At 54.2% G+C, this 25611-nt stretch carries 28 protein-coding genes; 9 read left to right on the forward strand and 19 right to left on the reverse strand.

Annotated elements, in window-relative coordinates:
• Positions 1-44 precede the first annotated feature (44 nt).
• From gshAB to KNP64_RS06135, 4 genes are all read right to left on the reverse strand, one after another.
• A complete protein-coding gene (gshAB, locus tag KNP64_RS06120; protein ID WP_214792146.1) occupies positions 45-2336 on the reverse strand; it encodes a bifunctional glutamate--cysteine ligase GshA/glutathione synthetase GshB in 2292 nt (763 codons plus the stop codon).
• A complete protein-coding gene (locus KNP64_RS06125; RefSeq protein WP_214792148.1) occupies positions 2320-3648 on the reverse strand; it encodes an MATE family efflux transporter in 1329 nt (442 codons plus the stop codon). The genes gshAB and KNP64_RS06125 overlap by 17 nt, the downstream gene beginning before the upstream one ends.
• Before the next feature lie 133 nt (positions 3649-3781).
• Positions 3782-4246 (reverse strand): hypothetical protein, encoded by a 465-nt coding sequence (locus tag KNP64_RS06130; protein ID WP_214711286.1) that lies wholly within the window; start codon positions 4244-4246, stop codon positions 3782-3784.
• The gene (locus KNP64_RS06135) at positions 4243-4452 is read right to left on the reverse strand and encodes a helix-turn-helix transcriptional regulator (protein ID WP_021066034.1); all 210 of its coding nucleotides are present in this window, start codon (positions 4450-4452) and stop codon (positions 4243-4245) included. The genes KNP64_RS06130 and KNP64_RS06135 overlap by 4 nt, the downstream gene beginning before the upstream one ends.
• A gap of 119 nt (positions 4453-4571) precedes the next feature.
• Between KNP64_RS06135 and KNP64_RS06140 the strand changes: the two genes are divergently transcribed.
• A complete protein-coding gene (locus KNP64_RS06140; RefSeq protein WP_214792150.1) occupies positions 4572-5504 on the forward strand; it encodes a ring-cleaving dioxygenase in 933 nt (310 codons plus the stop codon).
• 29 nt (positions 5505-5533) lie between these two features.
• Positions 5534-6031: a hypothetical protein gene (locus tag KNP64_RS06145; RefSeq protein WP_214792152.1), complete on the forward strand. Its 498-nt coding sequence runs from the start codon at positions 5534-5536 to the stop codon at positions 6029-6031.
• 41 nt (positions 6032-6072) lie between these two features.
• Here KNP64_RS06145 and KNP64_RS06150 read toward each other — a convergent pair whose 3' ends face one another.
• Positions 6073-6513, reverse strand: a complete 441-nt coding sequence (locus KNP64_RS06150; protein ID WP_021066036.1) for an RrF2 family transcriptional regulator — start codon at positions 6511-6513, stop codon at positions 6073-6075.
• A 190-nt stretch (positions 6514-6703) separates the two neighbouring features.
• Between KNP64_RS06150 and KNP64_RS06155 the strand changes: the two genes are divergently transcribed.
• Positions 6704-7804 carry a globin domain-containing protein gene (locus KNP64_RS06155; RefSeq protein WP_128123555.1) on the forward strand — a complete coding sequence of 367 codons (1101 nt, stop codon included), beginning with the start codon at positions 6704-6706 and terminating at the stop codon, positions 7802-7804.
• Positions 7805-7865: 61 nt separating this feature from the next.
• Here the strand turns inward: KNP64_RS06155 and KNP64_RS06160 are convergent, their stop codons facing one another.
• The 7 genes from KNP64_RS06160 to tnpA (KNP64_RS06190) form a co-directional block, all read right to left on the reverse strand.
• Positions 7866-8414, reverse strand: coding sequence for a hypothetical protein (locus KNP64_RS06160; RefSeq protein ID WP_128123554.1), 549 nt, complete (start codon positions 8412-8414; stop codon positions 7866-7868).
• 59 nt (positions 8415-8473) lie between these two features.
• On the reverse strand, positions 8474-8887 hold the full coding sequence (locus tag KNP64_RS06165; protein ID WP_021066039.1) for a DUF350 domain-containing protein: 414 nt from the start codon (positions 8885-8887) through the stop codon (positions 8474-8476).
• Positions 8884-10107 (reverse strand): glutathionylspermidine synthase family protein, encoded by a 1224-nt coding sequence (locus KNP64_RS06170; protein ID WP_128123552.1) that lies wholly within the window; start codon positions 10105-10107, stop codon positions 8884-8886. Before KNP64_RS06170 ends, KNP64_RS06165 begins: the two co-directional genes overlap by 4 nt.
• Positions 10104-10469: a hypothetical protein gene (locus KNP64_RS06175; protein WP_214792153.1), complete on the reverse strand. Its 366-nt coding sequence runs from the start codon at positions 10467-10469 to the stop codon at positions 10104-10106. Before KNP64_RS06175 ends, KNP64_RS06170 begins: the two co-directional genes overlap by 4 nt.
• Positions 10466-10924, reverse strand: coding sequence for a hypothetical protein (locus KNP64_RS06180; protein ID WP_214708348.1), 459 nt, complete (start codon positions 10922-10924; stop codon positions 10466-10468). The genes KNP64_RS06175 and KNP64_RS06180 overlap by 4 nt, the downstream gene beginning before the upstream one ends.
• Before the next feature lie 190 nt (positions 10925-11114).
• Positions 11115-12191 carry an RNA-guided endonuclease InsQ/TnpB family protein gene (locus tag KNP64_RS06185; RefSeq protein ID WP_214792155.1) on the reverse strand — a complete coding sequence of 359 codons (1077 nt, stop codon included), beginning with the start codon at positions 12189-12191 and terminating at the stop codon, positions 11115-11117.
• A 4-nt stretch (positions 12192-12195) separates the two neighbouring features.
• Entirely contained in the window at positions 12196-12594 is a 399-nt protein-coding gene (gene tnpA, locus KNP64_RS06190; protein WP_138858715.1) for an IS200/IS605 family transposase, read from the reverse strand.
• Positions 12595-12797: 203 nt separating this feature from the next.
• On the opposite strand from tnpA (KNP64_RS06190), the gene KNP64_RS06195 reads away from it, so the two are divergent.
• The 5 genes from KNP64_RS06195 (at position 12798) to amyS (ending at position 17643) form a co-directional block, all read left to right on the forward strand.
• A complete protein-coding gene (locus KNP64_RS06195; protein ID WP_214764392.1) occupies positions 12798-13829 on the forward strand; it encodes an ion channel in 1032 nt (343 codons plus the stop codon).
• Positions 13829-14956 carry a YfbR-like 5'-deoxynucleotidase gene (locus tag KNP64_RS06200; protein ID WP_214764391.1) on the forward strand — a complete coding sequence of 376 codons (1128 nt, stop codon included), beginning with the start codon at positions 13829-13831 and terminating at the stop codon, positions 14954-14956. Before KNP64_RS06195 ends, KNP64_RS06200 begins: the two co-directional genes overlap by 1 nt.
• Before the next feature lie 114 nt (positions 14957-15070).
• On the forward strand, positions 15071-15403 hold the full coding sequence (locus tag KNP64_RS06205; RefSeq protein WP_214764390.1) for a PadR family transcriptional regulator: 333 nt from the start codon (positions 15071-15073) through the stop codon (positions 15401-15403).
• Positions 15400-15927, forward strand: coding sequence for a DUF2812 domain-containing protein (locus KNP64_RS06210; RefSeq protein ID WP_214764389.1), 528 nt, complete (start codon positions 15400-15402; stop codon positions 15925-15927). The genes KNP64_RS06205 and KNP64_RS06210 overlap by 4 nt, the downstream gene beginning before the upstream one ends.
• Positions 15928-16098: 171 nt before the next feature.
• Positions 16099-17643, forward strand: a complete 1545-nt coding sequence (gene amyS / locus KNP64_RS06215) for an alpha-amylase (RefSeq protein ID WP_214792157.1) — start codon at positions 16099-16101, stop codon at positions 17641-17643.
• Between the two features lie 56 nt (positions 17644-17699).
• Here the strand turns inward: amyS and KNP64_RS06220 are convergent, their stop codons facing one another.
• The gene (locus KNP64_RS06220; protein ID WP_138858721.1) at positions 17700-18530 is read right to left on the reverse strand and encodes a lipoate--protein ligase family protein; all 831 of its coding nucleotides are present in this window, start codon (positions 18528-18530) and stop codon (positions 17700-17702) included.
• Positions 18531-18548: 18 nt separating this feature from the next.
• A complete protein-coding gene (gene lipA, locus KNP64_RS06225) occupies positions 18549-19448 on the reverse strand; it encodes a lipoyl synthase (protein WP_308162274.1) in 900 nt (299 codons plus the stop codon).
• Between the two features lie 327 nt (positions 19449-19775).
• On the opposite strand from lipA, the gene KNP64_RS06230 reads away from it, so the two are divergent.
• On the forward strand, positions 19776-21725 hold the full coding sequence (locus KNP64_RS06230) for a glycoside hydrolase family 3 protein (RefSeq protein ID WP_138858723.1): 1950 nt from the start codon (positions 19776-19778) through the stop codon (positions 21723-21725).
• Between the two features lie 277 nt (positions 21726-22002).
• On the opposite strand, the gene KNP64_RS06235 is transcribed toward KNP64_RS06230, so the two are convergent.
• Genes KNP64_RS06235 through KNP64_RS06255 form a run of 5 tightly spaced genes read right to left on the reverse strand, consistent with a single transcriptional unit; the run spans position 22003 to position 25595 of the window.
• The gene (locus KNP64_RS06235) at positions 22003-23079 is read right to left on the reverse strand and encodes an RNA-guided endonuclease InsQ/TnpB family protein (RefSeq protein ID WP_214792155.1); all 1077 of its coding nucleotides are present in this window, start codon (positions 23077-23079) and stop codon (positions 22003-22005) included.
• Between the two features lie 4 nt (positions 23080-23083).
• Positions 23084-23482, reverse strand: a complete 399-nt coding sequence (tnpA, locus tag KNP64_RS06240; RefSeq protein WP_138858715.1) for an IS200/IS605 family transposase — start codon at positions 23480-23482, stop codon at positions 23084-23086.
• A 25-nt stretch (positions 23483-23507) separates the two neighbouring features.
• On the reverse strand, positions 23508-23840 hold the full coding sequence (locus tag KNP64_RS06245) for a hypothetical protein (RefSeq protein ID WP_214792159.1): 333 nt from the start codon (positions 23838-23840) through the stop codon (positions 23508-23510).
• A gap of 56 nt (positions 23841-23896) precedes the next feature.
• A complete protein-coding gene (locus tag KNP64_RS06250; RefSeq protein WP_214792161.1) occupies positions 23897-24742 on the reverse strand; it encodes a DegV family protein in 846 nt (281 codons plus the stop codon).
• Between the two features lie 4 nt (positions 24743-24746).
• Complete coding sequence (locus KNP64_RS06255; RefSeq protein WP_214792163.1) at positions 24747-25595, reverse strand: lipoate--protein ligase family protein; 849 nt, start codon at positions 25593-25595, stop codon at positions 24747-24749.
• Between the last annotated feature and the right edge of the window lie 16 nt (positions 25596-25611).

Genomic DNA, 25611 nt, shown 5'->3' on the forward strand with positions numbered 1-25611 from the left:
TCTGTCTAATCAATGTATTCTCTATTCCCGATTCAGGGATTTGTTCAACCTTTTCCGTCAAATAACAAATCGAGCACGGTCTCGCCAATCGGTCGTTCCTTGCCTTCGTAAGGGAAGGCGTGGATATGGATGGCCGGATTGAAGTTCAGCTCGATGATGCCGTAATCACCTTCACGCGCGAGCGACGGAATCATCATGTCGACGCCGCATATCGTCGCGCCAATCGCTCGGGCTGACTCGACCGCGATCCGTTTGTATGAATCGGAAATCTGGTCTGTATAGTCGATACTGTCACCTCCCGTGCTGATGTTCGAGTTCTCACGAAGGAAGACGAGTTCGCCATCGGCGAGGACACTGTCTGGCGTCTTGCCTTGTGGACGCAGGAACGCGACGACGATGTCATCGATGTCAATTTTTTCGAGCGGTGTCTTATAGCCTTTCCCGCGGAGCGGATCCTCATTCTTTTTGGCGACGAGTTCACGAATCGTCGATACGCCGTCCCCGGTCACGTTCGCCGGGACACGGTGTAAAATGCCTGCGACCTCGTCACCGATGACGAGGAAACGATATTCTTTCCCGGGTAGGAACGTCTCGAGCAGGACGACGTCGTCAAACGCAAGAGCGTGACGAAACGCCTCGAGCGCCTCCTCGAACGTCGTCCCGTCCTTGAAGATGTGAATGCCGATCCCGAAGTTCGTCGATTTTGGTTTCAAGACGATTGGTTCATTCGCGAACATAGTCCAGGCGTCCTGTAAATCGGCTTCACTGCGGAGTTCGATTCCTCCCGGAACACGGATGCCATGTTCGGCGAGCACATGTTTCGTCACCGTCTTGTTTTCCATCATGAGGACCGACACGTAGTTGTCTTTCGACGTCTTCGTCGCTTGTTTGACGTACTCGGTCTGGTTGCCGTTCCGGATTCGGATGAACTGATCATCCCGGTCAATCACGTCGACGGCATAGCCGCGTTTCAGGGCCGCCTTCATCAAAATCTGCGTCGACAGCTCCATATCCGTGTAGCCGTGCATCCGGAACCGGTTAGCGTATGCGTCTTGATAGAACAGTTCGGCTTGTCGGAGCGACCACTTTGTATAGCCGTCTGTCATCATGGCGGAGGTGAGGCGTGACGCGTAAGTCGCCTCGACACGGTCAATCCGATCCCGGACAGAGGCAAAGACGTCGTCGAACCCGAGTGTGTATCGGTCATTGAACGCTTCAATTTCGTCGAGCAAATCGCGTGCGTACGTCTGAAGTGGCACCGCCTCGCCATTGCGGTACAACATGAGTGTTGGCGATAGACCTTCTTTCGCGACGCGTTGTTGGTTGTGGAACGCCTCTGCCTGCCAATCCACAAATCGTGTCTCGTCTTTCAACGTCAAGTAGAGCAAGAAGACGTGCAGGAACTTCAAGTCGGACAGGGCGATGCCGGTCTTCTCGAACGGGTTGAGGTCGATGTTACGAATCTCGATGTAATCGATGCCGTTCGTCTCGAGTCGTTCCAAGTCATTGCCGCCCCGTGACGTCTTCAACCGAATCGGAGAGTAGAGCTCGTTCGGGTTGGCGATGTCACCTTGGGCGATGAAGCGGCGCACGCTCGCGGTATAGTCCGAGAGCGTTGAATAGTCCGGATAGAGCGGCTCGACATTCGTGTAGCCGCAGTCACTATTGCGGTACGACAACGCCGTCGTATTTGAATACACATCCTCGCTGAGCGCCTGCATTTGACTGACGCAGCGTTCTTCATAGCTCGTGTGGACGGCCGGAGTCCCGCCTAACAGATAGACGACGAGCCAGCGTGTCCGTAAATAGTTTCGGACGAGTTTTAAATACAGGTCGTTCTTGAAACGGTCGTATCGTTCCGGCGATCCTTCATAGAGGGAGGCAATCAACTCGTCTGCGAACGAGAAATTGAAATGGATGCCCGAGATGAGCTGTTTCTTCGCCCCGTATTTTTGGAGCAGGTGTTCCCGATAGCGGCCGGCCTCGAGTCCTGAATTGCCGAAATCCGCGAGCGGGATGACCCCACCGTCCGGAAGCGCGCACGGCATCGATTGCGGCCAAAGCCGTTCGTCACCGATATTCAGTGCCGTGATATCATACAGCGTCTGTAGGAAGTCGTGCGCCGCTTCGACGGTCGGAAACGTCGGGGTAATCAGTTCAATCTGACTTTCCGAGAAGTCGGTCGTAATATACGGGTGCGTCGCCTTGTCACCGAGTCCTGTCGGATGCTTCGTTACGGCGAGCGTCCCTTCAGGTGTCACGCGGAGCATTTCACGCTCGATGGCGAAGCGTCCGTGCAACAATTGTTTGGTTAGTTGATTAAATCGCTTCTGCAAGGGAAGTCACTTCCTTTTTCATTAGTCGGACATAGAGGACAGAGACGAGCCCTTTGACGATGCTTGAGATGGCGATGCTCCACCAAATGGCATCGAGACCGAGATAGGGCTCGAGGGCAAGCGCGAGCGGGATGCGGGCGACGGTGAAGACGATCGAGATCGTCGCTGGGATTTTAGGGAGTCCGAGCCCCGAGAAATAACCGTTCCCGATCATCTCGAAGGAGGCGAAGATGAGCGAGATCCCGATGATCCGTAAATAACTCGCGCCGATTTCGATTGTTCTCGGATCATCGACGAACAGCCCGATTAGGACGTCCGGTACGAATAAAAACACGAGTGTGATCAACCCGGTATACAAGACACCGAGTCGTGTCGTCACCCGATAGCCTTCATGGACCCGGTCCACTTTGCGGGCGCCGAGATTTTGTCCCGTGTAACTTGCGATGGCACCGTTCAGTCCACCAATCATCATATAGGCGATCGACTCGACTTGAAGCCCGATGCGCTGGGCCGCGATCGCTTCGGTCCCGTATGAGCCGATCATGCGGGCGAGGAAAATACTGATGACCGTGAACAAGACGCGCTGGGTCGCCATCGGGAAACCGAGGCGAAGAATTTCTTTATAGTCCGTGCGATTTGGTTCGACCGTCTCTTCCCAATCGAACAAAGCGCGGGCCCGGTGCCAGAAGAAACCGAACATGACGACGTTCGCGACGAGCGTCGCGAGACCGGCTCCGACGACGCCGAGTCCGAGCGGATAGATGAAGAGCGGTGACAGGATCATATTGAGGGTGACCCCGGTCGCGTTGATACGCATCGCCGTCGTCGTATTGCCATAGGCACTGAACAGACGGGCGAACAACAAGTTGAAGAACGAAAAGATGAGCATCGGTGCACTGACGAGCAAATAGCTGTAAGCCAATCGTTCGACAGCCGGTGCGTCCATGTTCAAAAAGCCGATAAGCGCCTGGCCGAACGCGGCGAGGACGGTGACGAATAACAGGCCGAGACCAAGGTTCATCCGCCTCCCGGCCCGGACGTAGCGCTGAATCAACGCCTGATCCCGCCGTCCGACGGCTTGCGACACTTTGATGCCGGCGCCGACGACGATAAGGGATTGAATCGCCTGACCGAGCATGATATAAAAGCTGGCCGCGCCGATGCTGGCGACGGCGTCGCTACCGAGCGCACCGACCCAGAACATATCGACGAGACTATACGTGAACTGTAAAAGCGAACTGCCGACGAGCGGGAGGGCAAGCGCCACGATGACGCGTTGAACCTGACCGGTCGTCAAATCGATGGTTTTCACGATGAAAGACCCCTTCAATACATTTAGTATATAACCGTTTAGTTATATATAAGCACGACGTGACCGAATTCGCAATCGTAGGGAACGACTCGACGAAAAATCGACACAAAAAAAGGAATTCGATGTGAATTCCTTAACGGGTATAGGCGCGGATCCAAGTCGTCATATAGACGAGTGTCGAGATGATCAGTGTCGAGGCGAGCGCGTAAATCGGATAGGCTGGGAGCGCGTTCTCGAACAGCGGATAAAACATGAACGACGCCATGAGGAGCGGTACGGTGATCCCGAATGAGACGTAGGCCGCTTTCGTCGCTTTCGCCGTGATAATCTGTTCCCGCTCGTCGACTTCGCTAAATTCCGTCATCCGGACCGACCATTGGCCGAAGCTTAAGTTTTGGTTCGGGCGTGTCTTGAACGAATAGATTGTCCAAATGATAAAGAAGCCGACTAACAGCAAGAGCGGTAACAGGTTAAACTCAATCTCGAATCGGTCGGTCTCGATGACGGTCGACACGTTAGACAAGAACGAACTGAACAGAAAAGCCATCAGGACATACAAGATGATGCTGGAGATGGATTGGATGACGACGTGTTTCAATTTGTTTCCTCCTCGATTGTGAAAATAGATTCGACCGGTTCCTCGAACACGCGGGCGATTTGCATCGCCAGCAGAAGCGACGGGGTGTAGCTCCCCTTTTCGAGCGAGATGATCGTCTGTCTCGTCACACCGACCTTGGCTGCCAAGTCGCCTTGGGTCAATTGATGCCGGGCCCGCAACTCTTTGACGCGATTGATTAATGGCATGCCGCCACCTCATTTCTTGTTTCTATCTTCAGTGTAAAGTAAACTTTACTTAATGTAAAGCTAACTTTACTTATTTGTGGATGGTACAATATAATCAAAGTTGAAAGGGGAGAAGTCGGATGAAGGCGATTTTAGGACAACATCACGTATCGGCGATGACAGGGGACGCGTTGAAGAACTTGCGATTCTATACGGAGGTACTCGGGATGCGACTTGTCAAAAAGACGGTCAACCAAGACGATCCATCGATGTATCACTTGTTTTACGCAGATGAATCGGGGACACCGGGGACGGATTTGACGTTCTTCGAGCTGCCTTTTCTCGGGCAAACGTATAAAGGGTCGAGCAGCATCTCGCGTACAGCGCTTCGGGTGCCGGACGGGGCATTGTCGTACTGGCTTGAGCGATTTTTCGAATTCGGTGTACTCCATGATCCGGTCGAGGAAGTGCTCGGTCGTCCGACGCTTTACTTCGAGGACGAGGAGGGGCAACGGCTCTGTCTTGTCGAGGGCGGATCAGGGACGCCGCGGAAAAACGGACCGGTGCCGGCAAATGTCGCCGTCTTCGGCCTCGGATTTAGCGAGTGGACGGTGCGGCGAATTGAGAAGACGGAGCGGGTACTGACGGACGTGCTTGGTTATCGGTTCACGTCCGAGTTCGAACGGAACGGCCAATCGGTTCGTGTGTTCGAGACGGGGGACGGGGGTGTGGCGACCGAGATTCATCTCGTCGACCGTCCAGATTTACCGTCGGAGCGTCCAGGACGAGGCAGTGTCCACCACATCGCGATCCGCGTCGAGGATGATTTGGAGATGGCGCGTTGGGTCGAGCGGCTCGATTCATTCGGCATCAGTCATTCGGGCCTGATCGACCGTTATTATTTCAAATCGATTTATTTCCGTGAGCCGAGCGGGATTTTAGTGGAACTCGCGACGGACGGGCCGGGCTTTGCGACCGATGAGCCGGTCGAGTCACTCGGGGAACGCTTGGCGCTGCCGCCGTTTCTCGAGCCGCGACGAGCGGAAATCGAGGCGAAGTTGAAACCGCTATAATTGGTTACACGGCTAACATAAGTGAGAGGATGAAACGATTGGACGAGCAGGAGATTAGTCTTGTCATTTCCAAACTGTTAGGGGACATCATCGAGAAATACCCTCCGTATCAATGGGTCAAAACAGTAGAGTCGTTTCCACATCCATATCAATTCAATAAAGTCAGCTATGACTACTCTGGGGACGTTGAGCCGATGACGATGGAAGTGTTTCAAACCATCGTAAAAAATCTTGGAGCAAAAGAATGGTATTCGTCTCCATTTGAGGAGTTGTTGCACGACATCCATATTAATCAATGGAAACCGACTTTCATCTCAAATTTCGGAAAGGATTGGATATCCTATCACGATTTGCTTCAAGACGCATATGATGATTGGAAATATGAACACTTCGAATTGTACGACGAGGACGGGAATGAGCTTGATGAAAACCTCGAGATTGATTTGAACAATTGTTTATATCATTTCCTGGAACATACATCTCCTGAGTTATACGTGAAGAAAATCATGAAACGTTGGTGGGGATGACATGCAAACATCATACCGACATACAAAACCCGACGGACTATTCAGTCTGTCGGGTTTTGTATGCCTAGCAACATGGCGAGTTCGTTCGTCCGGTTGGCGACGAGGTCGGCGATTGTGTAGCGGTCGAGCACGTGCAGGAAGGCGAGCATCGCCTCGTTCAAGACGCTCCGCAAATCGCATGCGGGCGCGATGACACATCGTCCCTCGCCGAAACATTCGACGAGCTCGAACGGTTCCATCGTCCGGACGACGTCGCCGACGTTGATGTCCTCCATCGGTCGGGCGAGTCGGAAACCGCCGCCACGGCCACGCACCGATTCGAGATAACCGTGCTTGCCGAGCTCATAGACGACTTTCATAACGTGGTTCTTTGAAATCTGATATTGATCCGCCACTTCTTGAATCGTCACGAGACGATGGGAGAACGTGGCGCTATACATGAGTGTTCGGAGTGCGTAATCGCACGTTTGCGTGAGCCGCATGATGTTTCACCTCTTCATCCGTTCATTGTACAAGACATCTGACGAAAGCGCGACGATGGAAGATGTGAAAAAAGCGTGGCGGATTCAAGGCGGAAATTTGAACTTGTGTCTAAACAAGTATTTTATATATTGCTTTTGGAGTGACTTACCTCACATAATGGACGTGTACTTTCAAAAAGGGGGAAACAATATGTTAGATCAACAAACCATGGATATCGTCAAAGCAACCGCACCGGTCTTGAAAGACCACGGCGTTGCCATCACGAGTCACTTCTATAAGCGCATGTTCGAAAACAACCCAGAAGTCCGCCACTTCTTCAACCATACGAACCAAAAACGCGGTCGTCAGCCAGAGGCGCTCGCCAACGCTGTCTACGCGGCAGCCGTCCATATCGATCGTCTCGAAGCGATTCTTCCAGCCATCCAACCGGCGCTTCATAAACATAAGAGCTTGAACATCCGTCCGGAACATTATCCGATTGTCGGCGAGAACTTACTTGGCGCGATTCAAGACGTGCTCGGTGAAGCAGCCACGCCGGACATCATTGACGCGTGGGCGAAAGCATATGGTGTCATCGCCGACGTCTTCATCTCACTCGAGAAACAGATGTATGCCGATGCGCCATGGATCGGTTTCAAACCGTTCACGGTCGCTGAAGTGATCGAAGACACGCCGGAAGTGAAACGATTCCGGATCAAAGCGAACGATGGCGTCGTCGGGACGGCCATCCCAGGTCAATACATCTCGGTCCAAGCCCGTATCGCTGGGGAAGACATCTTGCACCATCGTCAATATAGCGTCGTCGAGACGACAGAAGACGGCTACTGGATCGCTCCGAAGGCGGAAGGTCTCGTCTCAAACTGGCTCCATGAGCAGACGGTCGGCACGGAAATTCCAGTGAGTGCCCCAGCTGGCGAATTTGTCCTCGAAGAGACAAATCGTCCGCTCACACTCGTCGCCGGCGGAATCGGCATCACACCGCTCTTCAACATGGCGAAAACGGCACTCGGCCAAGGGCGTTCAGTCACGTTATTGCACGCGGTCCGTAGCACGAACCTCCGTCCGCTCGGTGAAGAGCTCGATGAACTTGTGAACGCTGGTCTCCAGCTCATCACACACGTCGATGACGTATCAGGTTGCATGAGTGCAAAACAACTCGAAGCACTCGATGTCGACGGACACGACGTCTACACGTGTGGCCCGACCGCGATGATGGAGACGGTCGTCCAAACGATTCCACAAGCCCGTTACGAGTTCTTCGGTCCATCGGCCGTACTCGCCAAAGCATAAGAAAAGACGACTGCAAAAACAGTCGTCACATCACCGCAGACCGGTCATCGGTTTGCGGTTTTTATAATTGTTCAGAATGAAGCACATTTTTTTCACGGTCGAGCGTTTCGAGTGTCCAGTCGCCAAGTAGCGTCTTCTCTAGAGTAATCAAGTAAGTCCTTATATATCCTTCGTCTTGAGGATTGTTGACCATGTAGGTTTTACTCCAATCGGAATTCTGTAACCGCAAGTACACGACGTCTTCGGGTTGATTGTTCAACCGAACCCCAAGGTATTCGTCTGTTCCATTGCCAAGATGAGCCCAGTCGAATGGTGTTTCTTCAATTGTGTCACGTGTCGAGCTACTAAACTCACCGTTCGTTTTCATGATGCCTAGACCGAGAATCGTGTCGTCTGCGTTCGTGAATAGCGTGACGGTCGATCCTTCTAATTTATGGTATTCGTAAGCAGACCACCCTTGGGCAGTCATCTGGTCGTTCAATTCTTGTTGTACCTGTTCGGATGCTTGCTTTTCATGTACATCGTTATACGATTGGATTCCGGCGGTCACGGAAATGGTGATGACGGTGAGCATTCCCAGTAGCAAGATTAAAAATCCACGTGCAGACATTTCGTCCCTCCTTTATAGCAACAGCCCATGCCTCAATCCTGAGCGCATGGGCTGTTTGATTAGTACGTCAAGCTCGCGGCGACGATGATGCCGACGACGAGTGAGGCGGAGAAAAGGCTGATCCCGATGGCGAGGTTGCCGTTCTCGACTTCTTTCTCTAAGTTCACGCCTGGCGTCAGGACGTATTCAAACGTCCAGAAGGCGAGCACTTGAGCGAGAATCCCGACGAGTCCCCAGATGAAGGCATCGAGCAAGTTAACGCTGTTCGCCCACACCGTGTAGATGACGATGGCGAGTCCGATTGCTTTCCCCCAAAGTTTCAAGGCGACGGCGACGTTACCTTCTTTAATCAATTTACGTTCCGAATACTTCGTCGTAAGGGCGAAGACGACAAGTCCGGCTAAAATCAGGCCAAACCCTGTGCCGAGGTGAGCGAGGAAGCTCAAGATGGAATCGAGCGTGATGAACGTCATAAGTTATTCTCCTTTGTTGTGCCGATGGCTAAGTAGTAAGACTGGTTGTTCGTGATCATGCTGCCGGCGCGGACACCGAGAGCGGACGGATGGCCGTTCAAGCAAAAACAGCCGACCATGTAGTGCGTCTCAAGCGGACCGTTGACCGTGTTCGTCAGACGGGTCGGCAGCTCGATGAACTGTTGATACACCGCCGTCTCGTCCGCGTACGTCTGGAGCGCCTCTTTATGGAACGGGACACCGGCTTGGTCGTATAGGATGACCGAGTCGCCTTCTCGGCCGAAGGCGGGCTTTTGTACGTATGCGCTCTTGTCGATAAACGGCTCGGCCTCGAGATACGTCGGTAAAAAATACGTCTCGATGATAGAACGCTCCGCTTCGTCGAAATATGTATCGGCCTCATACAGTTCCCAAATGAGCGCTTGGACGCCTTTGGACTGCATGAGAAACGCCGAGAGCGGATTGAGGAGCGAGACGTGTTTGGCCGCGTTCAGTTCGAGCAGGCGGATGCCGATTAAATCGCCATCGGGTGCCCGGTCGTCGATCAGATGTTCAATCGGGTACGTCTGACGATACAAGACGTCAATCCGCTCCCCGGACGGTGTGAACACGCCGTCCGTATCGACGAGCAAACGGTCGAGCGGGACGAACTCCGACGGCAAGTCGAGCGTCTCTTGGAGGAAACGCGTCGTCCATTTGTCCTCGATGTTGTCATCGTGGGCCGTGAAGACGATTTTCGGTGTCCCGTCCCGGCCGAGTCGTTGCCACGCCGCGATGACGGCTTTTCGAAGTTCGGTCTTGAGCTCGTCGGTCGACGTCGCGTTCGGGTCATCGAGTCCGAATTCTGTCGTCACATAGCCGTTCACATCGAACAGTTCTTTGATGAACGTCGGCGTGTCGGCATTGAACTCCATCAATTTGATGGTGCCGTCTTTGACAATCCAGTCATAGCGGCCAATCACCGTCTCTTGCGGCAGCGCCTTGTCCCGAAGGAACGGCAAGCTCGCCTCGGGATAACCGAGCAAGCGGAGCGTATCGTCCGGGAGCGTTCGCAACAGCCGGTTCGTCTTGCGGAAAATCGTATCGACGTCACGCGTCGCCGCCCGAATCTGCCTCACCGCGTCCGTGGACATGGTGAGACAGTCGTAAAGGGCGTATTCCTCGTCGTTCAAGTCAGGCCAAAAGAAAGGGATTTGGCCGAATAATGCGTCCCGTTTCATCCCCCGAAGCCGCCTCGTGAGCCGCTCCCGAGTCCCGATTTGGAACTTGAGTTTGATTTGTTCGGGGTGATGCTGTTGGCGCCGCCATTCGAACGGTAATTCTTATAAGACGAGGAGTTCTTCAATGCACTCTTTGAATTGAACAAGCTACCGAGTAAGAAGAAGCTCCCGAAGTGAGGGGAGCGCTCGTCGTCACAGTAATATGACTCCGTCTCATCATCCCAGTCCCAATCGTCGCACTCATAGCCCGTCGGTTCTTCCGGTAACGTTGCTTGTTCGGTTTCGTCGGTGCCACACGCCGCGAGTGAAGCGGTTAATACCGCGGCTGACAGACCGCTCAAGATTTTTTTGCTTGTCTTCATGTTGATTCCTCCAATGTATAACCTGTAGGGGTGACGTAAATGACATAGACGCCACGATCTTCGTCCGCCTCGGCCGAGTCACGTTCATATTCTTTGCCGGCGACGTACAAGTACTGGCTGCCGAGCATGGCGAGCGCGTCGAGATGGCGGTCGACGTAATACGCCTCGAGCATCGGATTGTCGAAGCGGTCGTCGAGCGTGCGGATCTCAACTTTGATGTCGCTCGTCTCGTGTTTGTCGACGGGGCCTTCCGTGTAGCGGTCGACGTAAATCAAGAAATATTGTTCGCCTTCAAGCGCCGATGAGCGCTGTTTGTAGGTCATGCCGTCCTTGACGAAAAATTCGCATTCGCGGCGGGCGAGTACTTCATCGAGGCCGAGCGATGTATAATGGTAGAGTGGCTCGAACGAAAGTTCATTTTTATAGAGTCGATATTCTAAAACGATTGAGTTCATGACGTCGTCCTTTCTTTTTTCTTTCTATACGAAACCGAACTTGACACTCCCACGGCTAAAGCCGCAAGCCCATCCCTTCAGGATGGGTGGGATTCTGAAGTGCCCGTGCGGACGCAGGCCATTTCTGTTTTGTCCGAGCCTTCAGATGAGGGTGTGCCATCACCCCTCCTGAGACAGACCCTATAGGTTCTCAGGCTGGTTGACTGTCACCATCAACCACAGGTGCGTATCGGATGTTCATCGCACCGACTAAATCTCTATGCTTCTTGAATCCGCATGAACACGAATATGTTCGATCTTTCGCTTTATTTCGGTTCCCGCAAGAAGGACATGTCTGAGATGTGTATGCAGGGTTGACATATTCGACCTTGATTCCTTCTAACTTCGCCTTGTATTCGATGAATGTTGCTAAGCGATAGAACGACCAGGTGTGCAGGTTCTTATTGTTTTTACGGCTTGTTCTTGCCGTCTGTCGGATGTTCGCCAGTCTTTCGAGGCGGATGACAGAGATGTGGTTCTCTTTCGCGAAGTCGACGATCCCACGGCTCACCTTGTGATCCTTGTCTCGCATCCAGCGCTGTTCTTTGTTGTCCAGTTTCTTGATCGCCTTCAGTTTCTTGTGTTGACCGAGCTCTTTCCGCTTCGCCCGGAACTTGCGCTTCATGTACTTGTTCTCGCGCCCGTTCCCGAAGAACCGCGCTTTGTCGCAGCCCGTGGACGCGACGGCAGGGACTTTCAGGCCGAGGTCCACCCCGAGCACGTTGGTGCCCGTCTTCTCCGTCGTGCGGATCGTGACGGCGATCTGGGCGATCCATTTGTTCGACTTCTTCGTGATGCGGAGCGTCCCGAGCTTGTTGGCGAGGAGCGTGGCGTTCCGGTTGTCCGGGTCGACCATATCGGCGCGGATGACCGTCTTCTTCACGTTCCCGTCGATGATGATCGGGAGGGAGACCGACTCGAAGTCGAACGAGTAGTTCTGGTTGTTCCAGGTGCAGTACGGTTTCTTCAAGACGGGGATGACCTGGAAGTCCTTCTTCTTTGCCCTCTTGAAGATGCTCTTCGCGTCCTGGATGGCCTGGTTCTTGACGGCGCTCGGCAGGTCCGCCGTGACATGTTTGCTCGTCAGATTCAAGCTCTCCCGGGCCTGCACCATGGCCGCGACGAGCTGGTTCGCCGTGCGGATGTAGGTGTCCATCATCCGCTCCAAGATGGCCTGTTGCGCTTTCGTCGGATGGAGTTTGATGTTCACGGTCAATGTCTGCGACACGGTCTCATCCCCTTGTCTTTTGTTCCTCGACATAACGTTTGATGGTCTCGCTGGAGACGTTTCCCGCCGTCGACACGAAGAAGGATCTCGTCCAGAGGCTCGTGAGATGTGTGAGGTGCGGGAACTCCTCCCTGAGCCGCTTCGACGAGACGCCTTTGATGCGCGCCATGATATCGGACGGGCTGATGGACGGCAATGCGGATAAGAATAGATGTGTGTGGTCCCGGTCGCACTCGATGGCGAGGAGGTGGATGTCGAGCCCTTCGCAGACATCATGGACGATCTCTTTGAACCGTCGCTCGAACAGGTCGTCATCGAACAGTTTTCGGCGATACCTCGGGCAGAACACGAAATGATAATGGAGCATCGACACGGTGGTGTTGGTTCTTCGATAGTTGTTCATACGTTTATCGTATCACTTTGTCTATTTAAGCGATACATTTTCTCGGGATAAGATCACACGTGTTGATCTCTGAAATTCCGACTAGCGGAATTCCGAAATCAAGCTCACGTTCATCCCACACTGAAGCAGTGGGCTTTCTCGTTCGCAAATTCTGTAAATCAAGTAAGTTGTCTCTAGTATATAGGAAAAGGAGGGAATTTTCTGTGCATATCTTTTTTCGTGTCTGGCGCGGATTATCGAAATTATCGTTTTTGAACGTCGTCTTGGCATCGCTAGGCATCATCTTGACCGGTACCGTCCTCGGGTTTGTGCTCGAGCCCGAGACGTTCCCGTCGATGTTCGACTCGTTTTGGTGGACGATGACGACGCTCACGACCGTCGGATACGGTGACTTTTTTCCGACATCGGTCGCGGGACGCTGGCTCGGGATATTCTTGTTCCTGTTCGGGATTGGGATTATCGGGGCGTTGATTGGAAAACTCGTTGAAGTCGGTGCGACGTTTCAACGGTTAAAACGGGAGGGAAAGCTCATGTATCGAGGAGAAGGACATTACGTCTATATCGGCTGGTCGCCGAAGACAAAGAAGGCCATCGATGAAGTGCTCGTCTATGAGCCAAAGGCCGAGATCGTCTTAATCGATCAGTTGAAGCAAGAACCGTACGACCACGATCACGTCCACTTCGTCCACGGTGACGCGTCGGACGAGTCCGTGCTCTTGCAGGCCAATATTTTAAAGGCGCGCCGGGTCGCCATCTTCGCGGATGCCCGCATCACGGAGACACTCCTCGCCGACGGGAAATCATTGCTCATCGCGTCAGCGGTCGAAGCGCTCTCGTCTGAACGCGGCGTCGATTTGCATACGGTCGTCGAGGTGTGCGAAGAACGGAACATCTCGAAATTCAAACACGTCCGAATCGACGACTTTATTCTCGCGAACGACTCGGTGTCACTCCTCATGGCGAAAGCGACGCTGCAGCCGGGGACGACATCGATTTTCCGTCAGCTGCTTAGTAAACAGTCAGGCGGCAACATCCAGGCGCTCGCGCCGAAACCGGAATGGACGACCATCCGGGACGCTGCGGAAAGCTTGTTGCATCAAGGCGTCACGTTAATCGCCGTCAACGACCGTCTCGATTACGCGACGGTGCTCGATACACCGCTTCAAGCGAACGATATGTTGTATGTCGTCTGTCACGATGACTCGTGGGAGCGACTGAACCAAGGGGGAATTTGATGTATAACGGAACGTTTATCCGCAAGATGACACGTATGCAGAACGTGCAACGTTGGGACGAGTATGCGCCGCATTATCATGACAATGCGGCAAGCCACAGTTTCCGCGTCGCTGTCTTCAGCTTGATCGCGGCGTACTACGAAGAGAACAATGGACGGGACGTCAATTTGCTCGACGTGCTCGGCAAGGCGCTGTTCCATGATATGAACGAAGTGCAGACCGGTCCAATCATGCACCGGACGAAAAAAGAATCGACGCTCAAAGAACATATCGAACGGATGGAGCGGACGGCGAGTCTCGGACTCGTCGAGTTGTTGTCGCAGTCGCTCCGGCCGCATTTTTATCGTTTCCTCGTCGAGGCGGAGGACGACTCATTCGAAGGACGGCTCGTCGATGGAATCGATTCGTTCGACGCGATGCTGTTCGTCCGCCGGGAAGTCGGACACGGCTCGCCCCATTTCGTCGCGAAGCTTGAAGAGATGAAAGCAGCCCTGCGCAATCATCCGCTCGAATCGGTCCGCTGGCTCTATGAACAAGTCGAGGCCGAGACCGACGTGGCGACGTTCATCGAGAACGTCATGCGGATGGACAGTGTAAGACGGTGGAAAGGCCGTTTCAATACGATCGACGATAACGACGCCATCCATGGATTCCGGGCGGCCGCGCTCGGGCTGTTCAGCGGCTTGTTGGAGCGCGAGAAGTATGATGTCGACGTCGATGTCGCCGAACTGACGGCCCGACTTCTCTGTCACGACCTCGTCGAAGGGGTGACCGGGGACGTGCTCGGACCGGTAAAGCATTCGACCGCCGAGACCGGGACGGCGTTCGAGGCATACGAACGGGCTGAGAGCGAGGCACTGTTGTCGCTCCTTCCAGACTATATGCAGCCGGCGTTCCGCCGCTATATGGCCGATTCGAAAGATGACACGTATGAAGGCATGCTCGTCGATATGATGGACAAGCTCGACGCGCTCATCAAGATGAACATGGAGAGGAAGATGAACGGGGCCGAATATGAGGTCACGTATCGGGAGCAACTCCGTAAAGTGCAGATGCGTTATGAGAACCCGAGCATGTTGTTCTTCTTGGCGTACATCTTGCACGATTTAGATTACGTCACCAGTTAAGGAGGCCGCAGACAAATTGTCTGCGCCTTTTTTTATATCATTTATTGACATATATCATTCAACGATATATATTAAGGGTAAGATATATCAATGAATGATATAGGAGGTGGCGGGATGCCGCGCAATGACACGATCGAGCTCGGAGAATTGACCGACAGCATGCTCTATATCCTGCTCGCCTTGACCGAGGCGCGTCACGGTTATTTGATTATGCAGTTCGTCGAGGAGCTGACGAACGGACGGATCAAGATCGGTCCGGCGTCGATGTACACAATCATCAAGAAGCTCGTGAACGCCCAGTTGATCGAGCCGATCGACGGGGACGGGAAGCAGAAACGCTATGTGATCACGAGCCGAGGACGCGCGCTCGTGGAGGAAGACGTAAAACGACGGCAAACAATCGTTGATGATGCACGCTTCATTTTAGACGGGGAGGTACACCGATGAAACGGAAATATATGTCGAGTTGGGGCTTGGCGTTCGCGGAAGAAAAAGAAATGAAAAAGCTAGGAGAGATGGCAGCCCGGGGCTGGCATTTAGAGAAGTTCGCACCGCTCGGCTATACGCTCGTCGAAGGGGAGCCGATGGACGTACGCTACAGTCTCGATTATCGCAAACAGCCTGACGAGGATTACTTTGAGCTGTTCGCCGCGAGCGGGTGGGAGCACGTGACGTCGACCGGTGATGAGATTCACGTATTCAAAGGCAGTCCGGACGCGACACCTCTCTATACCGATCGCCAGACGACCCAAGAGAAATATGGGCAAGTCGAGCGTGCGATGGGGCGGGGTGCGCTCATCTGCTTGCTGTTATCACTTGGATTTGTGTTCATGCTTCAACTAGATTGGCCGCAGACGGCGGAAGCCATCATTTTGGTGTTACAGACGCTTGTCGTCATCGGGCTCGTCTTCACAGGACTCCCGTATCTCGGTTTCCTCGTGAAGCGAAAACGTTTGGAACGGAATGAATGACTAGGCGGATGGCATAAGCCATCCGTTTTGTTTTGGTCGACTGAACTATTCAAGAAAAAAATAGTTAGGTGCAGAGAACTGTTTTATGGAAATCCTCTATTCAACCAAAATAGAATCGGGCATGATAATTAATGAAATCGCTTGCATTCATTTTGAAGAGGAGGAAAGGGCATGGGTAAAAGACGGAAAGGCTTGGCGGTGACGGCTGGTGTCACTGCGATTGCACTACTCGCTGGGCAACCGGTCGCACAGGCGGCGACGCCGCAAAACGGCACGATGATGCAGTACTTTGAGTGGTACGTCCCGAACGACGGCCTGCATTGGAATCGGTTATCGAACGACTCGCAGCACTTGAAAGACATCGGGGTGACGACGGTGTGGATCCCGCCGGCGTATAAAGGCACGTCACAGAACGATGTCGGGTATGGGGCGTACGATTTATACGACCTCGGCGAGTTCAATCAAAAAGGGACGACCCGGACGAAGTACGGCACGAAAGCCCAGCTCCAGACCGCCATCTCGAACTTGCGCGGCAAAGGCATCGGCGTCTACGGCGACGTCGTCATGAATCATAAGGGCGGTGCCGACTATACCGAGTCCGTCCAGGCAATCGAGGTCAATCCGTCGAACCGGAACCAAGAGACGTCCGGGGAGTACGGCATCTCAGCCTGGACCGGCTTCAATTTCGCGGGGCGCAACAATACATACTCTCCGTTCAAATGGCGCTGGTACCATTTTGACGGGACCGATTGGGATCAGTCACGCAGCTTGAGCCGCATCTATAAGTTCAAGAGCACGGGCAAGGAGTGGGACACGGACGTGTCGAACGAGAACGGAAACTATGACTACCTCATGTACGCGGACGTTGACTTCGAACATCCCGAGGTCCGCCAAGAGATGAAGAACTGGGGCAAATGGTACGCCGACTCGCTCGGGCTCGACGGTTTCCGGTTGGATGCGGTCAAACATATCAGCCACTCGTACTTGAAGGAGTGGGTGACGAGCGTGCGCCAGACGACCGGGAAAGAGTTGTTCACGGTCGCCGAGTATTGGAAGAATGATCTCGGTGCCATCAACGACTATCTGTACAAGACGGGCTACACGCACTCCGTCTTCGATGTGCCACTCCATTACAACTTCCAAGCGGCCGGTAACGGCGGCGGGTATTACGATATGCGCAACATCTTGAAAGGCACCGTCACCGAGCAGCATCCGTCGCTGTCCGTGACGATTGTCGATAACCACGATTCACAACCGGGCCAGTCGCTCGAGTCGACGGTCGCCAACTGGTTCAAACCGCTCGCCTACGCGACGATCATGACGCGCGGTCAAGGCTATCCGGCCCTCTTCTACGGGGACTATTATGGAACGAAAGGGACGACGAACCGTGAGATCCCGAACATGTCGGGCACGCTCCAACCGATTCTGAAGGCACGAAAAGACTTCGCCTACGGGACGCAGCATGACTATCTCGATCATCAGGACGTCATCGGCTGGACACGTGAAGGGGTGACCGACCGCGCCAAATCGGGTCTCGCGACAATCCTATCGGACGGTCCGGGCGGCTCGAAGTGGATGTACGTCGGCAAACAGAACGCCGGCGAGGTATGGAAAGACATGACGAACAACAACTCCCGTCTCGTCACGATCAATGCTGACGGCTGGGGTCAGTTCTTCGTCAACGAAGGCTCGGTCTCGATTTATACGCAACAATAACGAAAACACCCGATCGAAGTGAGGTGAACCTCTCTTCAATCGGGTGTTGTTTGGATTTAGCGTTTCCAGACCCATTCGTCACTCTCGTACTTGGCGACGAGTTGCTGAATCTCTTGTTGCTGCGTCTCGGTGAACGTCAGCGGTTCGAACGTCAAATCGAACGCGTCACGGAACCCGTCCGTGAACGCTGCCGCGACCTCGTCGAAGGCGACCGGTCGTCCGAGTGTCTCGTTCAAGGAGACGGCCTTGTCACCAAAGCGGGCTTTCGCCTCCGCCTTCGCATCGGCCTCGAGATTGAAGCAGTCGAACAAGACGTCATCGTCAATCGACAATGGGATTGACCCGTGTTGCAAGACGGCGCCTTGGTGGCGCACTTGGGCGCTCCCGGCAATCTTTTTCCCGCCGACGGCGAGCTCGTAGTACGAAGCGGCGTCAAAACAGACGGCCGACTTCGGTTTTCGGAGCGCCTCGCGGTCTGCCTCGGTCAATGGTACCGAGAATTCGGCCGGGACGCCGAGCGCGTGGTAGCCGCGACGCACCCCTTCGGTCAGGAGGCGATAGCTCTCGATGACGTTCGTCGGCAAGGACGGCATCGTCTCCGGCAAGATGACGCTATACGTCAGTTCATCTGCGTGCAAGACGGCCCGCCCACCGGTCAAACGGCGGACGACCGGGATGCCATTCAACGCGAGCGCGTCGCGGTCGAGGTCGCGCGTCGCCCGTTGGAAGCGCCCGACGCTGATGGCGTGCGGGGCCCAGGCGTAAAAACGGAGTGTCGGTTTCATGTCGCCGCGTGCGACCCAGCCGGCGATGGCCTCGTCGATGGCCATGTTCTCGGCCGGGGACAGCGGGGCGGTGTGAAGCAAATGCCATGTCGTTCCAGTCATATGTGTCTCTTCTTTCTCTTAGTCGATTGGCAACATCGTATGACGACGCGCCTTGTGGACTTGTTCGTCCGCATGATATGAAGAACGGACGAGCGGTCCGGCTTCACAGTGGGAGAAGCCTTTCGCCAAGGCGATCTCTTTCAACTCGGCGAACTCATCTGGATGGTAGTAACGCTCGACGTCGAGATGCTTCTTCGTCGGCTGCAAGTATTGGCCAAGCGTGAGGATATCGACGTGGTGGGCCCGCAGGTCATCCATCGCCTCAATCAACTCTTCGCGTGTCTCGCCGAGTCCGACCATGATCGACGACTTCGTCGGGATGTCCGGGTTCAGCTCTTTCGACCGTTTCAAAAATTCGAGCGTCCGGTCGTACGTCGCTTTGGCGCGGACTCTCGGCGTCAAGCGGCGGACCGTCTCCAAGTTATGGTTCATGATGTCCGGTCCGGCATCGATGAGCGTCTGGAGTGCCGAGAAGTCACCCATCATATCGGACGGGAGCACTTCGATTGACGTCTCGGGGTTCATGCTACGGACAGCGCGGACTGTCTCGGCGAAGACGGTCGCCCCGTAATCGTTCAAGTCGTCGCGGGCGACGGCCGTGATGACGACGTGCTTCAAATTCATGAGACGGACCGATTCGGCGACGCGTTTCGGTTCTTCCCAGTCGAGCTCGTTCGGTTTGCCTGTCGTGACGGCGCAGAAGCGGCAAGCCCGCGTACAGATACTTCCGAGAATCATGAACGTCGCCGTACGGCGGACGGCCCAACATTCGTGGATGTTCGGACATTTCGCTTCCTCACAGACGGTATGTAGATTTTTCTCGCGCATCATGTTTTTGAGACCGGTGTATGTCTCGTTCGTGTTCAGTTTAATCTTTAACCATTCCGGCTTTCGTTTGATTTCCCCTCGTGCCAAGATGATTTCCCCCTTTGTGAAAGTTAACCCCTAACGGAATGAGTTTACCAAAGATGGGGCCGAATTCGAACCAGCGAAATTATTGGCTTTGCCAATACAGGTCAGCTGTGTGTCAAAACAGAACATATATTTCAAAATGGTTACGCTTTCACGTGAAGTGTTGTTTCCCATTTTTTGAATTGCTATACTGACGTTGACCACCTGAATAAGGACCATATGTAACTGATACGATCAGGCATGGGGTGAACGAGCGTTGGTGAGGCAACGCTTCTTCCTCCATGCCTTTTTGTTTGGGGGTAGGGGAAACTTTCAAAAAGGAGTGGGGAAAACATGAACAAAGCACTGAACTGGACGGCGACACTGGGGCTAACGACAGCACTACTCGTCTCATCGGTCCCGATGGCGAACGCGGTCGTGGCAGAGGAGACGCCGGCCCCGTCGATTGAGCAGCGTGTCGACGCCAAGCTCGATTCGATGACGCTTGAACAAAAGCTCGGCCAAATGATCATGCCAGACTTCCGATTATGGAACGGGGCGAACCATACGGCACTCGCGACAGACGTGGCGCGGGTCGTCGATCGGTTTGACCTCGGGGGTGTCATCTTGTTCGCGGAAAACGTGACCGAGACCGAACAGACGACGAAACTCGTCCACGACCTCCAAGAAGTCGTCAAACAAGACGAAAGCAACGATATACCGCTCTTCATCACGATCGACCAAGAGGGTGGGATCGTGACACGGCTTGGCACGGGCACGAACTTGCCGGGTAACATGGCGCTCGGGGCGACACGGAGCAGCCAGTACGCATACGACGCGGGGAATATCATCGGTTCGGAGTTGAACGCTCTCGGGGTGAACGTCAACTTCGGTCCGGTACTAGACGTCAACAACAACCCGGCCAACCCGGTCATCGGCGTCCGCTCGTTCTCGAGTGACCCGGAACTCGTCGGCGAGCTCGGCTCGGCGATGACGCAAGGGATTCAAGACCAGGGTGTCGCTGCGACGGCGAAGCATTTCCCGGGTCATGGTGACACGGCGGTCGACTCGCATTACGGACTTCCGATTGTTGACAAGTCGCTCGAAGACTTGCGTGGGCTCGAACTGTTACCGTTCAAACGGGCCATCACGGAAGGCATCGACATGATCATGACGGCACACATCGGGATGCCGCAAATCGAGGATGAGGTCGTCAACTCACCGCGCGGCACGTTCCCGCTCCCGGCGACGCTCTCGGATGACGTCATCACGGGCGTGTTACGGGAAGACATGGGCTACGACGGCATCGTCATCACGGACGCCTTGAACATGCAGGCGATCGCCGACAACTTCACGGAAGCGGAAGCGGTCATCAAGACGTTCGATGCGGGCGTTGATATCGCGCTCATGCCGACGATTTTACGGTCGAACGCGGACGTCGTGAAGCTCGAGACGATTTTTGAAGACGTCATGGGCGCTGTCGAGGACGGACGCCTGTCAGAAGAGAAGATTGATGCAGCGGTCGAGCGGATTTTGACGCTCAAAGCGAAACGTGGTATTTGGGACGAGTCGGTCGACACGACGACGCTCGAGGCGAAACTCGCCGAGGCGAACGCGGTCGTCGGCAGTGCCGAGCATAAAGCGAAAGAACGTGAAATCGCCGAGGCGGCCGTCACGCTCGTGAAGAACGACGACAAGACGCTTCCGTTCAAACCGAAAAAAGGTGAGACGGTCCTCGTCTTGTCACCGGCGAAAGACCAGACGGACAGCATGATCAAGACGATTAAGTCGCTCGAGAAGAACGCCGGCAACATGAAAGACGTGAACGTCATCGCCGCGAACTATACGGCATCGACGAAACACTTAGATCAAAACCCAGACTTGAAAGCGAAACTCGATGCGGCCGACTATATCATTGTCGGTTCGAACGTGAACAACAGCGCCAAGCTGAAATCGACGTCGGCGGACAACTACGTGCCGGCCGAAGTGTTCCGTTACGCGAACGAGACGGGCAAGAAGTCAGTCTTGCTCAGCCTGCGTAACCCGTACGATGTGGCAGTTCAACCGGACGCACCGGCCCAGCTCATCATCTACGGCTTCAAAGGTGACCCGAACGGACCGGACTCAGAGGCGGGCAATGCCAAATCGGCAGGTCCGAACCTCCCGGCCGGCATTCGCGCCATCTTCGGTGAAGTGAAGCCGACGGGCAAACTCCCAGTCGACGTACCGACGTTCGAGAACGGCGTGTTCGGTGACGACTTGCACCTCGAGTTTGGTGACGGATTCCGCAACTGGAACAAGTAAACAAAAACCGCGGGCGCCCCATGAGGGTGCTCGCGGTTTTTCATTTGAATAACGTATCAAGGATGGCGTAGTTGACGGTTTCGAACTCGCGGTCACGGAGACCGTGTCCTTGTTCCAAATTAAAACTTTGACACTCCCACGGCTAAAGCCGCAAGCCCATCCCTTCAGGATGGGTGGGATTCTGAAGTGCCCGTGCGGACGCAGGCCATTTCTGTTTTGTCCGAGCCTTCAGATGAGGGTGTGCCATCACCCCTCCTGAGACAGACCCTATAGGTTCTCAGGCTGGTTGACTGTCACCATCAACCACAGGTGCGTATCGGATGTTCATCGCACCGACTAAATCTCTATGCTTCTTGAATCCGCATGAACACGAATATGTTCGATCTTTCGCTTTATTTCGGTTCCCGCAAGAAGGACATGTCTGAGATGTGTATGCAGGGTTGACATATTCGACCTTGATTCCTTCTAACTTCGCCTTGTATTCGATGAATGTTGCTAAGCGATAGAACGACCAGGTGTGCAGGTTCTTATTGTTTTTACGGCTTGTTCTTGCCGTCTGTCGGATGTTCGCCAGTCTTTCGAGGCGGATGACAGAGATGTGGTTCTCTTTCGCGAAGTCGACGATCCCACGGCTCACCTTGTGATCCTTGTCTCGCATCCAGCGCTGTTCTTTGTTGTCCAGTTTCTTGATCGCCTTCAGTTTCTTGTGTTGACCGAGCTCTTTCCGCTTCGCCCGGAACTTGCGCTTCATGTACTTGTTCTCGCGCCCGTTCCCGAAGAACCGCGCTTTGTCGCAGCCCGTGGACGCGACGGCAGGGACTTTCAGGCCGAGGTCCACCCCGAGCACGTTGGTGCCCGTCTTCTCCGTCGTGCGGATCGTGACGGCGATCTGGGCGATCCATTTGTTCGACTTCTTCGTGATGCGGAGCGTCCCGAGCTTGTTGGCGAGGAGCGTGGCGTTCCGGTTGTCCGGGTCGACCATATCGGCGCGGATGACCGTCTTCTTCACGTTCCCGTCGATGATGATCGGGAGGGAGACCGACTCGAAGTCGAACGAGTAGTTCTGGTTGTTCCAGGTGCAGTACGGTTTCTTCAAGACGGGGATGACCTGGAAGTCCTTCTTCTTTGCCCTCTTGAAGATGCTCTTCGCGTCCTGGATGGCCTGGTTCTTGACGGCGCTCGGCAGGTCCGCCGTGACATGTTTGCTCGTCAGATTCAAGCTCTCCCGGGCCTGCACCATGGCCGCGACGAGCTGGTTCGCCGTGCGGATGTAGGTGTCCATCATCCGCTCCAAGATGGCCTGTTGCGCTTTCGTCGGATGGAGTTTGATGTTCACGGTCAATGTCTGCGACACGGTCTCATCCCCTTGTCTTTTGTTCCTCGACATAACGTTTGATGGTCTCGCTGGAGACGTTTCCCGCCGTCGACACGAAGAAGGATCTCGTCCAGAGGCTCGTGAGATGTGTGAGGTGCGGGAACTCCTCCCTGAGCCGCTTCGACGAGACGCCTTTGATGCGCGCCATGATATCGGACGGGCTGATGGACGGCAATGCGGATAAGAATAGATGTGTGTGGTCCCGGTCGCACTCGATGGCGAGGAGGTGGATGTCGAGCCCTTCGCAGACATCATGGACGATCTCTTTGAACCGTCGCTCGAACAGGTCGTCATCGAACAGTTTTCGGCGATACCTCGGGCAGAACACGAAATGATAATGGAGCATCGACACGGTGGTGTTGGTTCTTCGATAGTTGTTCATACGTTTATCGTATCACTTTGTTTATTTAAGCGATACATTTTCTCGAGATAAGATCACACGTGTTGATTTCTAAAATTCCGACTAGCGGAACTCCGAAATCAAGCTCACGTTCATCCCATCCCTGAAGCAGTGGGCTTTCTCGTTCGCAAATTCTGTAAACGACATGCATGACACCATCGCGTCGTTTGACAAAAAAGTCGTACATGATGTCCGGTTCATCAACTAACGTGACATGGAACATGGTACCGAATTGAGTAATACTGGCATGCGATGAATAAGACGAATCAGAAAGTGCATGATGTTCCTGCAAATAATTCTGAAGAAACCGTCGTTTATTGGCTTCATCGATGTGAAACAACGCATATGCTCCAATAATCAGGAGTAATCCGATCGTGAGCCAAACGCGTCGTTTCGTCATGCTTCAAAATAGCCGACGACGAGCAAGCCTGGGCCTGTGTGCGCCCCGATGGCCGAACCGACGATCGTCTTCGTGACGCTCGCTGGGTTCACATGTTCCCGTAACAACGCCTCGAATTGGTCGGCTTTGACTGGATCATCGCCGTGGCCGATGAAGACGTGCCCACCCTCGACGAGCGGTTTCGACTCGGTCATCCATTCGACGATGCGGCGTAACACTTTCTTGTGACCGCGCACCTTCTCGATTGGGACGAGCTTGCCGTCTTCGACTGTCAAAAGCGGTAGAATCGTCAACAAATCCCCGATGAACGCGCTCGCTTTTGAGACACGACCTCCGCGCATCAAATACTCGAGCGATTCGACCGTGAACAAATGACGGATTTTGCCGACGAGCGACGTCGCGTAGGCGACCGTCTCTTCATACGTATGATCTTGGCCATATTCAGCGACCGTCTTGACGAACAATCCTTGGCCGACGGAGGCGGCACGCGTATCGAGAATATGGAACGTGCTGTTCGGGTATTCTTCTTTAAGTAGGTTTCCGACCATGACGGCCGTCTGATAGGTGCCTGAAAGCTCACCGGAGAAGGCAAGGTACAGGAACGGGATTTCCGATTCGAGATGTTGACGGAAACATTGTTCGAGGCGGGCCGCCTCGATTTGGAACGTCTTCGGCGTCTTCCCGGCACGCATCGCGTCGTACACGTCTTTCGGTTGAATCGTCTCACCGTCTAAAAATTCGTCGTTGTCGATGACGACACCGAGCGGTAGCATTTCGAGACCGTACTCGACGATCTGGTCTTGGGTCAAATCGGCGCCGGTATCGGTTATGATTTTAAACATGCGGTCACTCCTCTATTAATTGTTGTTCAATCTCACGGATCGGTTCATTGCGCTTCCACATCCGGTCGAGCTGGGTCACGAGCGTTGCCTGCTCTTCCGCGTCGAGAGTGCCAGGTATGAGCCGGCTCACGTCACTAAGGACGGTGTAGGCGCGGCGCAACACGTCATCGACGGTGAGCGGGATACCGAGCAAGTCCTCGAGTGACGCCATCGTCTCAGGGACGATGGCCGGGTAGGTGAATTTTGTCGCTTCGCCTTGGATGGCGCGCTCATAAAAATCACGGATGAGGGCGGCGCGTTCGCTCCCGCTCTTGCGGACGCTCAAATAAATTTGGACGGCGACACCGCCACGGACACGGCGCTGTGAGATGCCGGCGAACTTCTTGCCGCCGATGGATAAGTCGAAACTGCCGGGGCAGTAAGACCCAACGATTTCGCCAGCGACAATGTCTGTCGTCACGTCTTGAAACATGAGTTGGATGAGCGACGTCATCGCCTCGTAGCCGCTATCGATTTGAATCCCGTCTTTTTCAGGTAAAATCAGGGATAAGTTCAATATGTCTTCATCCAAGACGACGGCAAGCCCTCCTGAATTTCGCACGACGGGACGGAATCCATGTTTATGTAGAAAACGGATGCCGTCTGACAAGTGAGGCAGGCGGGCGTCTTGAATGCCGAGCACGACCGTGTTTAGATGAACCCAGGCCCTGAGGACGGCACCAGACGTTGCGGTCGACGCACAGAGCGTGTCGTCCGTCGCGAACGATTGCTCGGCTTGAAACGCAGGACCGAGCGAGGACTGATCGATGACACGGTAGGTCGGTTGTTGTAATAATGGATGGGTCATATACATAATTCCTTTTCAATAA

It is taken from the genome of Exiguobacterium sp. s64, assembly GCF_018618035.1.
In the GTDB taxonomy this organism is placed as follows: domain Bacteria; phylum Bacillota; class Bacilli; order Exiguobacteriales; family Exiguobacteriaceae; genus Exiguobacterium; species Exiguobacterium mexicanum_A.